Origin of the sequence: Segetibacter koreensis DSM 18137 (assembly GCF_000374045.1) — a bacterium.
Classification (GTDB): domain Bacteria; phylum Bacteroidota; class Bacteroidia; order Chitinophagales; family Chitinophagaceae; genus Segetibacter; species Segetibacter koreensis.
In genome coordinates, this window is record NZ_KB893314.1 from 166,449 (window position 1) to 180,135 (window position 13,687).

Below are 13,687 nucleotides of genomic sequence, written 5' to 3' on the forward strand. Positions count from 1 at the left end.
AATTGCTGCCGCTGTCAGTTCAGTTTTTTATTCAATATATTCTAAAACCAGCTTCTTATCCAGGTTTCGCTGGCTTTTCCCCGCAATCTTTTATAGCGCCTGCTTACCTCTGCCCTATGGCGCATCATAGTAATAACCATTAGCGGGATAAATAATAATGTAAATGGCGGAATACCTAACATGCTAACCCAGGTTCCTCCATATTGTCTGCGCATCGGACGTCTCAAGCGCTCTGCTATCAGGTACATTGAAGGCACAATAACAAGTGTCATGAAAAAGGCAAATGTCAAACCGAAAATAATGGTCCACGCTAACGGTTTCCAAAAACTGGCACTTGCTCCGCCAAAGAAAATATGTGGGTTCAACTCTGCGAACATAGCTACAAAGTCGATGTTAAAACCGATGCCCAGGGGTATTAGTGCTAGTATAGCTGCCAAAGCGGTTAATAGTACCGGAATGATACGCGTTTTACCTGCCTGTACTACAGCTTCTCTTGTCTTAAGTCCACGGCCTCTCAGTTCGTCAGCAAATTCAATCACAAGAATACCATTTTTAACGACGATGCCTGCCAACCCTATCACACCGACACCTGTCATTACCACCGATACAGTCATGCCAGTAAGTGCAAAACCAATAAGTACACCTATGATACTAAATACTATTTCTGTAAGGATAATCACGGGCTTGCTTACAGAATTAAATTGTAAAACCAGTACAAACAAAATAATCATTAAAGCAAAAAGTAACGCTTTTGTAAGAAATGCACCTGTTTCTGCCTGTTGCGCTCCCTCACCTGTCTGGGTTATGGAAACATCATCACCTACTTTTTTAAAATCATCTATAGCATCTTTTAGTTTGGCATTCACATCAGTTGGGGTGTAACCACTCAATACATTTGAATATAAAGTAATGGTACGTTTGTTACTTTTGTGCTTTATGCTACCATAAGTGCTTGTATAGTCTACGTGAACGAGAGAACTTATTGGTATCTGTTTTATTCCGCCTGTCATTTCACGAAATACGATCCGCATATTTAGCAGGTCTCCCAGGCTTTTGCGCTGCAGCTCAAGATTACGCAACTGTATTTTATACTCATCTTCCCCTTCCTTTATTTTAGATACTTCCCTTCCAAACAAAGCAGTACGAAGCGCCATACCAATTTGTGCAGTAGAGACACCTTCAATCATTGCCCTTTCCCGATCTATTGTGAGGGTAATTTCGGGATTGGTTAAATCCACGTCAAGTTTTAAATCTTCAACCCCTGCTATTTTTAATGTATCGAGATAATTTTTAAGGTCAAGTGCTGTTTTTGTCAGGTGCTCAAAGTCTTCGCTGGTTACTTCAATATTTATCTGAGGATCAGTAGGCGGACCACTTGCCTCCTGGTCTACCGAAATGGCTGCACCGGGAATACCTTTCATAACAGCTCGAATAGAATCAAGGTAAGGAGCCGATGAAACACCATGCCGTTTTTCAAACTCTACAAAAGAAACTTGTATACGGCCTAATTCAGGCCGCGTACTTCTATCTCCGCTACTGGGATCAGACGCACCAATAGCTACGTTTGATATTACACTTTCTACAATAGGATTTGTTTTTCCGTTTTCAATTCCCAATACATGGTTTACTCTTGCTTCTAACCTTCTTGTAACAGAGTCTGTGTAGTCTACGCTTGTTCCCACAGGCAACTTCAGATACACATACACCTGGTTGGGATCACCTTTTGGAAAAAACACTATTGGAACTTTTCGTATCGCAAAAATGAAAATTGATAAGAAGAACAAACCTACTGTGCCTAATAATAACCAAACCGGTCTCCATCCATGCAATGCCCACCTCAACAGATTTTCGTAATGACCCATGATCCATGGCAGCGCATTATTTTGAAATTTGTGAATCAAATCGTCTATCACATACCTGTTTAAAACCATCAGAAGCGCAAATAAAATAAGCAGGTTACCTCCAAAGAAGAATCCGAAAAGGTCTAGCAGAATGCCAACACCTAAAAGACCAAGAAAAGCCGGGCTTTTAAACACGGCTGATTTTGCAGGTTTGGTTTCTCCTTCCGGATGATTCATAAAATCAACTGCAAAAACAGGATTCATGATAAATGCAACTACCAACGATGCAGCCAATGTAAATATGAGCATAGTAGGCAGGTAAATCATAAACTTGCCTATAATACCCGGCCAGAACAATAAAGGAAAGAAAGGTGCAAGTGTGGTCAACGTACCTGCAAGAACGGGGACAAACACTTCACCCGCTGCCATTCTTGCCGAAATTTTTGATGACAAACGCCCCGCACCCTGCACAAATATGCGATGCGTATTTTCAATAACAACAATAGCATCATCCACTATAATTCCTAGGCCAAACAACAATGCAAACAGTACAATAAAGTTTAAAGTAACATTAGAGCCTGTTATTATTTCTGCCATTGGCAAAAACAAAAATGCAACGAACATACTCAACGGAACTGACAAGGCTACAAAAAAAGCATTTGTGACGCCCATAAAAAACATAAGGATAAGCAGCACCAGTACAAAACCAATAACAATTGAGTTAACGAGGTCATTAAAAGAAGTTCTTGTTGCCTTACTGAGGTCGCTTGTAATAACTACTTTCAGGTTTTCAGGCAAAGTAGTCCCCTTCATTTCTTCTACCGTCTTTTTAACATTATCAGAGGTTTCAATGAGGTTTTCTCCGGCTCGTTTAATGATATTTAGCGTAACGACATTTTTACCATCTAACCGAGCATAGCTTTCTCTTTCTTTTACTGTATCTTTTATCTCTGCTATGTCTTTGAGATAAATAGGCATTCCTGACGTGTTGCGAACAATTATTTTCTGAATGTCAAAGACATTTTTAAACTGTCCTTTTACCTGTAGTGTCCGTTTGGTATTTCCTACTTCGAGCAACCCACCCGATATGTCTGCATTTTCTCGAGAGACAGCATTGGCAATATCATCAAAAGTTATATTAGATGACTGCATTTTGTAGTTGTCTACATTTATCTGGAACTCCCTTTCCGGAGCACCAACAATATCAACACGGGTAATTTGAGACAATTCTTCGATCCTGTCCTGGATATCATCGGCAAACTTCTTCAGTTTTACCATATCATAATCGCCACTTATGTTTACGTACATAATGGGTATATCACTCAGGTTCACTTCCAATACACTAGGTTGTTCCGTGAGATCAGTAGGCAGATCTGTTTTTGCCTTATCTACAGCGTCTTTTACCTTTTGTAACGCCACATCCTTTTCAACTTCTGTATCAAACTCTACTACTACCGCGGAGTAATCCTGCAGAGAGGTACTGGTAAGCTTATTTATTTTTGCGCCGGTAATTCCTTTTAATTGTTTTTCAATCGGCTGCGTTACAAGATTTTCAATATCTCGTGGTGAATTACCAACATAAATGGTTTGAACATATATTGTTGGTATTACAATATCAGGATACTGCTCTTTGGGAAGCGTAACAAATTGAGTAACACCAATCACCGATACAAAAATGACCAGCAGGTAAATGGAAGTTTTATTTTTAATGGACCACGTAGTTGGGCCAAATTCTTTAAACTTTTCTTTAAAATTTTCAAATGCACTCATTGAAGTCAGTTTTTACCCTAAGCACCAAAGTACTTAGTGGTGGTTGTTTTATTTTTTGGTAGTCAGCTGAAGTTCCTTTTATCATCATCGTTGCGTCGCACACTTATACTTCTGCTCGTTATTCACCCATACTACTACTATTATTTTTTATGCGCTTGTTGTTATAGCCTGTCCGTCGAACAGGTTCTGAAAACCTTCGGTTATAATAATGTCACCTGTTTTCAGTCCGCTTTTAACTTCAAGTCTTTCTCCATAAAGCTCACCTACCTGTATTTGCCTTTTTTGTGCAACCATATTATTTCCTTGTTTTACCGCAACCAAAACAAATTTGCCTTGTTCATCTGTTTGTAAAACATTTACAGGAACAGTCATAGCATTTGGTACACTATAATCCTGTATTCTAACCATTGCGGTAAGATTAGGCTTTAAACTTTTATCATTAGGAATTTTAGCCTCTGCTATAAAACCTCTCGATGTAGCACTGATAGACTGACTAATTAAAGAAATAGTAGAATTGTACGATTTATTAATATCAGGAACTGAAATAATCACAGGAGTTCCCTTTGAAACACGTGCTAAATAGTTTTCAGGGATATCTGTAACTACTTTAAGATTACTCGTATTTACAATTTTAATTCCTGCAGCCGGGCCGCCTGTAAACATTTCCCCGACATGAATATTTACTTCATCCGCAACTCCTGAAACATTGCTTATAACGGAAGTAGTACTTAACTGCTCTTCTGCTGATTTTATATTTTCCTGTTGGGTTTTCAGTTGATTTTCAAGAACTTCTACGTTTGTTTTAGCTTGAAGCAACTGTACTTCAGTGCCTATGTGCTGATCCCATAAATTTTTTGTACGCTCATAAACGCTTTTCGCGAGTTCAAGCTGGTTTTTTGTTGCGGCCAAACCTTGTCTTGCAGCAACAACATTCTGCCGAATAATTGCATCATCAAGCTTTAAAAGCAATTGACCTTTTTTTACATATTGGCCTTCTTTCACATAAACTGCTTTTACCTGTCCACCCGTGCCACGTGGGCTTACATAAGAAATATTTTCAGCATCTACCCTACCCTGCAAGTCTATGTAATGTGTGAACTTTTCATCTTTTATTGTATCTAGTACTACAAGTTTCGCCTTCTTTACATTAGCACCTGCTGTATCCAGCTCGCTTATTTCGAGTTCCAGCTTTCTAATTTCTGCGGTGGCTTGTGCTTCCTCTTTTTTAAGCTTTTCAAGCTTGTCCTTCTTTTCCTGTAAGCCGTTATTAGTACTGTTATTTCCGCCACACGACACTATAAAAAATGCTATGGCAGCTAGAAAAGAAACTTTTATAAATGAATTCATATAAAGGGTAATTTTGATATTAAACGTAATAATCCTTAATTTAATTTTCCCAAAGAAGACTGGTATGAAATTTTTGCCACAATCGCATTGTACAACCCGTTGAAATAATTTGACTGAGCCGTCTGCCAATCAGTATCAGCCTGCAAAACTTCAAAGCTGGAACCAATACCCGCTTCAAACTTCTTCTTGGTTGTATTATAAACATTTTCTGCAAGCTGTACGTTTCGTTGTTGTGCATCCAGGTTAAGCAAGGCGTTTTTAAGGCTTTCTTTTGATGCCGTTTGCTGCAGATCTATCACCTGTTTTAAATTCTCGATATTATTATCAACTTTTCGAAGATTAAATTTCTCTTGTTGTATTTTGTACTTTCGCTGGAAACCGTCAAAAATTGGTACACTCAGATTCAATCCTATTAACGAGTTTTTTAACCAAAATGTACTTTTATCTGTTATAAAGTTCTGTCCCTGGCCCTGTGCCGTATAACTTAACATAGCTGACAAAGTGGGAATATATTCCAGCTTATATCTTTTAACGTTCAACTCCTGTAAACGGCGCGAATAACCTATCGCCTGTATCTCTTTGCGGTCCTCGTATCTAAAATTATCATCCAAAACATTTCGCTTAACATCTTCATTAGTAAGACTTTCTTTTAAAATGACCGAATCGTTTTGAGAAATACCCAAAGCATATTTAAGACCAGCATAAGCAAGTTTTACAGAATTGTTTAAAACACTTTGCGATGTCTGCAAATTGGTCAATTGCACCTGCACTTTATCAAGGTCAAGTTTTTCGGCAAACCCATTTACCAACATGATGGAATCATCATGATACAACTTTTGTAACCTTTTGATACCAGAGTCTAAAAATTCTGATTGCTTTTGTGCGATGAGAATAGCATAATATCTCCTGTACGCAGAGTCTTTGACTCCTTCTTTTATAAGTTCGAGATTAGCCTTAGATAGATTTAAAGCAGTTTGCCGGGCTTGCAACCCTACAAAAACGTCGGGCTGAAATAGTAATTGGGAAAGCGTACCTCCAATGCTCGTGTTCCAGGGCTGAAAAAAGCTAATAGCCTGCAATTTTGGGTCAGGTATCTTAGTGTTTTGCGGTATTAATTTTTCGTTTTTTAAAACGGAATATATACCTGCTTCTGACGCATCAGGAAATAATATTTTAGGCAATTGTAAATAACGGTTAAGGGAAGCTGTACCAGAAACCTGGGGTAAGGCCTGCCCAGTAATTTCGTTATTTTGCGCTTGCTGAATCTGGATGTCGAGCGCTGCGTTTTTTACCGCTGTCACATTATCAAACGCTAACTCTACCGCCTCCTTCACCGTTAGCTCGTACTTTTTCTGTGCAAAAGAAAAATGTACAATAGCGAGAAACAAAAGGGTAAACATCCATCGTAACTGTATCTGTTTACTCATCTTACTAATTATTTTTGAATCTTTGTTGTTTATATTTCTTGATTAATTTTTGGCCTTCGAGGGTTGAAATCCCATATAAATACAATTCAATGGTTTCTAACTCGATTTCGGCCAGGTTGTACTTACCATAAGGAAAAATATCCTGGTTAAAAGGAATAAACAGAGTCGCAATCCGGAACTTTGTAATTATGTCAACGTTTAGCTCTGCTCTGAAAAGGCCTTCTTCTATACCTCTTTTAATGTTTTTCTGCACCTTTTCTGAGATATAATTGTTTTTATAGCGAAAGAATTTCGCAAAAACAGCAGGAAAAAATTTTTCCATATCTTCATAAACTGCAGGATTCATTTCAAACATTAACTCCTGTGACATGTCTATGTTTAAAAAAATTTCGTGAATAGCATTTTCCGCTTTGGCCAAATTTGCTTCACACATCAGTACACTTTTATTTAAAATATCTTCGACTACTGCGTCAACGATCTCATCTTTATTAGCAAAGGATTGATAAATCGTTTTCTTGCTCATCCCTGTTTTCATCGCGATCTCATCCATTGTTACCCTTCTGAAACCAAACCGGCAAAACAACTCGTGTGCTTTGCAAAGTATTCTTTCTTTCTGTTCCATATTAGTGAGAACAAAACTATGGAAACTATTATTACAAAACAAGTTTCCATAGTTTAAAAGCAACTATTATTTTATCTGCTACAACAATTCTTCTATTTATAACGGTATTGAATGAAAAAAATTTTATTTATATAACAATCCTTTTCTCTTTTTTATCAATAGAATACCTGCCCGCTTCTTGAAAATCTATGTACTTAACTATTTACACACCGTAATTGTTTAGTTAACATTACTCTCAAGGTATGTTATACATATATATTTTTTTAATAAAAAACATTTAAAACCTTTTATCTTCTTTTGCTTCTGTAACTTTTAAAATATCTGTCGTACTTTTATCACCATAAAAAAATGATTAGCATGTTCTTTGCTGACAAAGTTTATTTTATTCAAATTGCCCTTCATGTTTTTAGATGACAAGGACTTATTGCAACAGTTCAAACAACCCGCAGAAAAAGAAAGGGCTTTTACCGAAATAATAAAAAAATACCAGGAAAAGCTTTATTGGCACATAAGAAGAATAGTGGTAGACCATGATGACGCAAATGACATTTTGCAGAACATGTTTATAAAAGTCTGGAATTCATTAAATAACTTCAGGGAAGATAGCCAGTTGTACACCTGGCTTTATAGAATAGCAACCAATGAGTGTTTTACATTTTTAGAACAACTAAAACGTAGAAGTGCAGTAAGTTTAACTGACGTAGAAAGCGGATTAGTCAATAAACTTAAGGCTGACCAAAACTTTAACGCAAATAAACTGGAATGGAAACTTCAACTGGCCATCCAACACTTGCCCGAAAAACAAAGAATTGTATTTACCTTGCGTTACTATGACGAGATGCCTTACGAGGAAATGAGCCGGGTTTTAGAGACAAGTGAAGGAGCATTAAAAGCAAGCTATCATCATGCGGCTAAAAAAATAGAGAATTATATAGTAAATCATTAAACTTTTTAAAATTATTTCGGCGCAAATATTAAACTTTCATTACCTAATGCATGTCTTAGTGAGATAGCTATATGAAAAATGAGAATAACATAGTAGAGGAATTGAAGACAATTAGCCCTTTAATAATGAATATTAATCGAAATGGACCCTATTCGGTTCCGCCATCTTATTTTAATAATCTATCTATAAACATTTTAAAGAGGATACACAAAGAACGTGCCTATTTTGGTTCTGTCACCCCTTATAGTATTCCTGCAAATTATTTCAACGATCTCCCTCAAATAATACTGAAAAATGCCTTATCAGAGGCGAAAAAAGTGGACGATGTTTTTGCAGAACTGGAGAATATATCTCCATTGCTTAACACTATTAGTAAAAAACCTGTACACACTATTCCAGCTAATTTCTTCGATAAAATACAATCGCCTGTTTTAGACTCTCAAAAGCAAGAAGTCAAAGTTGTTGTACTTAAAAAGCGGTCGAGATTTTTCAGAATTGCCGCCGCGGCTGTTATTATTCCTTTTTTAGCTATTGGCTTGTATACGCTGACAGGAAGAGATTTTTTGTTGGTAAGGGGTAATAATAGTAATGCTAAAAACAAGGTAAAGAGTTTGAGTAAAGAAGAAATTATAAATTATTTAAAGAATAATAGTTTAATTGAAAACGCATCTTCAACATCGCAAAATACTTCTATTAACAATACTGAAATCAAGAGCTCGCTGAAACGAATATCTGATAAAGAGATTAAACAATTCCTGAAGGAAACCGGGGAATCAGATGAGATTTAAAAAGAGCTTAAATATGACAAAAAAAGTTACTGTATTATTAGTGATTCTCCTAAATATTAATTACTTTTGTTATGCGCAAGCACAGGAAGGAAATTCTAAACGGATAGATTCCCTACAGGTAGAATATTTCAATAAAGAGTTAGTACTTACACCGGAAGAATCGGACAAGTTTTGGCCTGTTTACAATAGTTATAAAAATGAAATTAAGAGTGTCAGGAAGGAGAACGAAAGTGATCCTATTGCTCTTGAAGAAAAGGTCTTAAACATAAGGAAGAAGTACAAGAACGATTTTAAAAGAATTTTAAATACCGATGACAGAGTAAATAAAGTATATGTTTTAGAGAAGAACTTTAGGGATATGTTGAGAAACGAGTTATTAGAACGACAGTGAAAAGGAGAAAAACTCAAAGAATCCTAAAAGCGATTAATTTATATTGATAGTAATCTAAACCCAGATTATAAACTTGGTGTTTTTCATAGGTTAGCAACGGCCAGCTCTGTTCAGGGCAGGCCTTTTTTATGTACATCTTTTACGATGCCTTGAAAAACGGGGTCTTTATATCATGATAAAATAAAAAGGTCCAGTTTTCCTGCCGCCCCTGCTGCCACCATTTTTGCCTTAATTCCATGCTTTTTTTACCATCAAAATCATACTTAGCCACAAACTTGCTTTTCATTTGCTGAAGTTGGGGAGCAACATCACCGCCAAAAAAAACGATTTCTTCATTTTCTTTAATCCAAAATGCATAATGAAATGGGCTATGGCCTCCGACAAGTTCATAGTGAATATAGCTATCAATAGTTCCTGAATGGTCTAATAATACGGCTTTGTTGTTATTAAGCAAAATAGAAAATTCGTCTGATATATAGCTGGGGAAACCAGTTTCAAAAGCATAATCCAGCTCGTCAGAAGGAAGATAATATGTTGCATTGGGAAAGGCCAAAGTATAATGTCCTAATTTGTCTTTTATACTAATTCCCCCCGCATGATCTTTATGCAAATGTGAGAGAAGTACTTTTGTAACCTGCAGGTTGTTTATTCCATTCTTCTCCAGGTTATTGTATATCTGCAACTTTCCGTCTATAGAAAAACCCAGCCCAGTGTCTAATAATATAATATCTTTTGAGGTTATTACTACAAAAGGCTGTATTTCCACTAATAAACTTCCTATGGGGCGATCTTGCAGTTCATCCAGATTGTGTGCAAATGGAACAAAAACTTTTGACTTATCTATTGTAAAAGATCCCTCGCTTAATGGAATAATTTTCATGCATTCCTCCAACTTCCTAAAGGAAAGTTTATTTAAAGTTTTAAATAATTATATTTTATTTATCAACGTAAGATCATTTGCCTGTCAGCATCAAGCCTTATTAAAATAAATAATAGGATGGTAAAGGTAAGTAAAGAAGAGCCGCCATAACTGACTAATGGAAGCGGTATACCAATAACAGGAGCGAGTCCAATTGTCATGCAAATGTTTATTGTAATATGAAACAAAAAGATACTTGCTACTCCATACGCATATACCCTGCTGAATGTACTACGTTGTCTTTCTGCAATAACTATTGTTCTAAATAACAAAACTGCGTATAAGCTTAAAAACACGATGCTTCCGACAAACCCAAAACCTTCGCCTATTGTACAAAAAATAAAGTCAGTTCTTTGCTCGGGAACAAAATCATAACGGGTTTGAGTACCTTTTAAATATCCCTTCCCCAAAAGTCCTCCTGAGCCAATAGCTATTTTTGATTGAATAACATTGTATTCGCTCTGGTTCTGACTTTTACCGCGACTTTTCGATTTCAATTTTTCAAGCTCCGCCCGCTCAACCGGATCCTGCGGTACATATGGTTTGCCTACCAGGCTATAAATTCTATCGCGCTGGTAAGGTTTCATTACATTATTTATCAGATAAGGAATCGCTAAAGACGAAATTATACTCGCAACTGCCCAGCCTGCTACAATAATCCATAGTAAAAACCGATTCCGCTTAAACATTTTTCGTGTAAAAAAAATCACCAAAATGGCAATAGCAGCATAAGCAATGAAAAGGGTTTGCGGCGAAAATATAAGCGATAAAATAAGAATAACTGCAATTGATGCCCCTGCGATTAGTATAAACGGAGGAAGACCTTCCCGGTACATTACAAGGAAAAAAGAAAAATACACTAATGCAAGACCGGTTTCATTTTGAGCGATAGTAATGACGGCCGGAAGCAAAGAAATAGCGGCACCTATTATTTGAGAATGTATTTTACTAAAATTAGTTTCCTGCCTGCTTATATATTTAGCCAGCGCCAGGCAGGTAAAAACCTTTGATAGCTCAGAAGGTTGTAGCCGGAAACCGCCCAAAACCAGCCATGACTTAGAACCTTTGACTTCAGAACCTACAAAAAGGGCAGCAAGGCAGAGCATAATACCAAAACCATAAAGCAGGTTGGCGGTGGCAGTAAAAAATTTACTGTCGGTTAATAAAATAAAAATGGCCAGAACGGAGCAAATTCCAACCCACAACGCCTGCTTTCCGTAATCCCTGCTTTGATTAAGAACAGGATCAAAAATATTTTCCCCTTCTTTATACTCATTAGCAAAAATCATAAGCACACCAATAGTTACAAGAGCAGCATATAAGAGTACCATGCTCCAGTCAATTCCTTTGGATATTGTATTACTATTTCTCATGTTTACTACTGTCTGACTTATTTTTTTTATCGTCCGGCAAAAGCATCGAGTTTTTTTCTAAATTAATCTCGCCGGTATCCTTTCGGTTCGGCTCCGCCTCAGGATCAAAAGTGGTTTTTTTGGGAACTACTACAGGCTGTTCTATAACCGTATCTACATTTACCTCTTTAACTACCAGCTTAGCCTGTCGGATAGAGTCTTTTACATAGTACCAATGCTTTATAGCTGCAGGTATTAAATCCGCCTTTGTCACTCTTTCAAAATTTGCCATACTTTGAGCAGAAATAGTGTCATTTATAAATTTTTCCATTAAAAGTGTTCCTATGGGACCAGCCCAGGTAGCGCCGTACCCTGCATTTTCTACTACTACTGACACTGCAATTTTAGGATTGTCTCGTGGTGCAAAGCATGTGAAAATAGAGTGGTTTTTGCCGTGAGGGTTTTGTGCGGTACCAGTTTTTGCACAATATTCCACTCCGGGAATCTTCAGAAAACTTGCAGTACCATATACTGTTACATCGTGCATTCCCTCTAACACAGCCTGGTATGCTTCATCTGAAATGTTTGTTACTGTATGCTTTTGGCGATATTTAGCTAAAAAAACAGTGTCGGCAGGTGTTTCATTTTCGATGCTGTCGACAAAGTGAGGTACATAATAATACCCTTTATTAGCAATGATACTCATTACGTTTGCCATTTGCAAAGGAGTAGCCGTCATGCGATCCTGGCCAATACCAAGTGTAAGAATATTACAACTGTTCCACCGGCCAAATCTAAAATCCCTGTTGTAAGTACTTGTATCAGGAACGCTTGCATGATCCTCACTTGGCAGGTCAACACCTAACCTTACTCCCATACCAAAGGCGTTCATGTACTCCTTCCATTTCAGATATCCCTTTATTGTATTGTGATAAGCGGGGTTATCTATAGCCATGCGAAATATGCTGGAAAAATATGAGTTACAAGAGTTAGCGAGAGCGGTGCGAAGACTTGCAGCATGGCCATGTCCTGCATGTTCACATTTAACGGGACGGCCACATGCGTAATAAGCTCCGTTACAAGGATAACCATATGAAGGAGTGATAAGACCCTCATCCAAAGCTATTAATGCACCCAAAGGCTTGAAAGTAGAACCAGGCGGATACTGGCCTTTAATAGCGCGGTTGTATAATGGCCGGGCAGTATCCAAAGCCATTCTTCCCCAATTTTTTCTAAATGCAGCCCCTGCCAGGTCATTTGGATCATAAGTGGGACCCGAGGCCATAGCAAGTATTCCACCAGTTTTGGGATTTATAGCGACAATTCCGCCGATTTTATTGGTCAGAAGCTTTTCAGCAAGCTGCTGCAACTCTATATCAACACTGGAATACAAGTTGCGGCCCGCTTCTGACGCTGTGTCAAAAACGCCTTTTTCAAAACTTCCCTGTATGCGATTTTTATTATCTTTAATAAGATATTTAATACCGCGCTGACCCATTAAAACCTTTTCATAAGATTTTTCTAAGCCACTCCGCCCAACAAGATCACCCATTTGATAATAATAACCAGACTTTCGTATAATGGAAGTATCAACTTCTGCAACATACCCTAAAATATGTGCTGCCGCTTTATAAGGGTAAGAACGAACAGGCCTTTCAGAAAGATCAAAGCCAGGCAATTTATACATATTCTCATCTAACTGGGCTTGTAGTCTCGCAGAAAGAAATGGTTCAAAAATACTTGGTCTGTATCTTCCATTTTTAATAATGGCAGTAACCATGCGTTTGTTAAACTCAGCAGTATCTATATTTAAAAGATGACACAAAACTGCAGTATCGACGCCTTTTATCTGGAACGGAGTTACTACAAGGTCAAAGCGAGCAACGTTATCAAGTATAGCCCTTGCTTTGCGATCATAGATAATTCCACGGCTGGGATAATCGATTTTTTTCGCAATAGCATTGTCTTCTGCAAGCTTTGCATACTTACGTGATATTATTTGAAGGTTAAATAACTGACCTATAATGATCAAAAAAACTACAAAGAATATTAACTGAATAACTCTCTTGCGAGACTGATTAAACTCCGGCATATTGCCTATCTGTTTTTAAAGAATATCGAAATACTTTTGCTCATACAAATTTGCAGTATGTTTAGCTATTTAACTAATAGTTATAAGAGTTTTAAGGTTACGGCCTTTAATTTTAAGAATTTGCAAAGTTTTTTATAAAAGTGGCAACAAACGTTTGAGGTCTAAGCAACTAATACTGCAATGAAATTTGTA

At 37.2% G+C, this 13,687-nt stretch carries 10 protein-coding genes; 3 read left to right on the forward strand and 7 right to left on the reverse strand.

The features are described 5' to 3' along the window. Nucleotides 1-41 precede the first annotated feature (41 nt). From B154_RS0100845 to B154_RS0100860, 4 genes are all read right to left on the reverse strand, one after another. Nucleotides 42-3,611: an efflux RND transporter permease subunit gene (locus B154_RS0100845; protein ID WP_018611109.1), complete on the reverse strand. Its 3,570-nt coding sequence runs from the start codon at nt 3,609-3,611 to the stop codon at nt 42-44. Nucleotides 3,612-3,758: 147 nt separating this feature from the next. Beyond that, the gene (locus tag B154_RS0100850) at nt 3,759-4,958 is read right to left on the reverse strand and encodes an efflux RND transporter periplasmic adaptor subunit (RefSeq protein WP_018611110.1); all 1,200 of its coding nucleotides are present in this window, start codon (nt 4,956-4,958) and stop codon (nt 3,759-3,761) included. Nucleotides 4,959-4,993: 35 nt separating this feature from the next. Then, nucleotides 4,994-6,385: a TolC family protein gene (locus B154_RS0100855; protein ID WP_018611111.1), complete on the reverse strand. Its 1,392-nt coding sequence runs from the start codon at nt 6,383-6,385 to the stop codon at nt 4,994-4,996. 4 nt (nt 6,386-6,389) lie between these two features. After that, the gene (locus B154_RS0100860; protein ID WP_018611112.1) at nt 6,390-7,007 is read right to left on the reverse strand and encodes a TetR/AcrR family transcriptional regulator; all 618 of its coding nucleotides are present in this window, start codon (nt 7,005-7,007) and stop codon (nt 6,390-6,392) included. A 400-nt stretch (nt 7,008-7,407) separates the two neighbouring features. On the opposite strand from B154_RS0100860, the gene B154_RS0100865 reads away from it, so the two are divergent. The 3 genes from B154_RS0100865 (at nt 7,408) to B154_RS0100875 (ending at nt 9,132) form a co-directional block, all read left to right on the forward strand. After that, nucleotides 7,408-7,953 (forward strand): RNA polymerase sigma factor, encoded by a 546-nt coding sequence (locus B154_RS0100865; protein WP_018611114.1) that lies wholly within the window; start codon nt 7,408-7,410, stop codon nt 7,951-7,953. Nucleotides 7,954-8,024: 71 nt separating this feature from the next. Further along, nucleotides 8,025-8,741 carry a hypothetical protein gene (locus tag B154_RS0100870; RefSeq protein WP_157580333.1) on the forward strand — a complete coding sequence of 239 codons (717 nt, stop codon included), beginning with the start codon at nt 8,025-8,027 and terminating at the stop codon, nt 8,739-8,741. Nucleotides 8,742-8,754: 13 nt separating this feature from the next. Continuing rightward, nucleotides 8,755-9,132, forward strand: a complete 378-nt coding sequence (locus B154_RS0100875; protein ID WP_157580336.1) for a hypothetical protein — start codon at nt 8,755-8,757, stop codon at nt 9,130-9,132. Between the two features lie 139 nt (nt 9,133-9,271). On the opposite strand, the gene B154_RS0100880 is transcribed toward B154_RS0100875, so the two are convergent. The 3 genes from B154_RS0100880 to mrdA form a co-directional block, all read right to left on the reverse strand. Beyond that, nucleotides 9,272-10,012, reverse strand: coding sequence for an MBL fold metallo-hydrolase (locus B154_RS0100880; RefSeq protein WP_018611117.1), 741 nt, complete (start codon nt 10,010-10,012; stop codon nt 9,272-9,274). Nucleotides 10,013-10,074: 62 nt separating this feature from the next. Continuing rightward, nucleotides 10,075-11,424, reverse strand: coding sequence for a rod shape-determining protein RodA (gene rodA, locus B154_RS0100885; RefSeq protein ID WP_018611118.1), 1,350 nt, complete (start codon nt 11,422-11,424; stop codon nt 10,075-10,077). After that, on the reverse strand, nt 11,414-13,495 hold the full coding sequence (mrdA, locus tag B154_RS0100890; RefSeq protein WP_018611119.1) for a penicillin-binding protein 2: 2,082 nt from the start codon (nt 13,493-13,495) through the stop codon (nt 11,414-11,416). The genes rodA and mrdA overlap by 11 nt, the downstream gene beginning before the upstream one ends. Nucleotides 13,496-13,687: the final 192 nt, after the last annotated feature.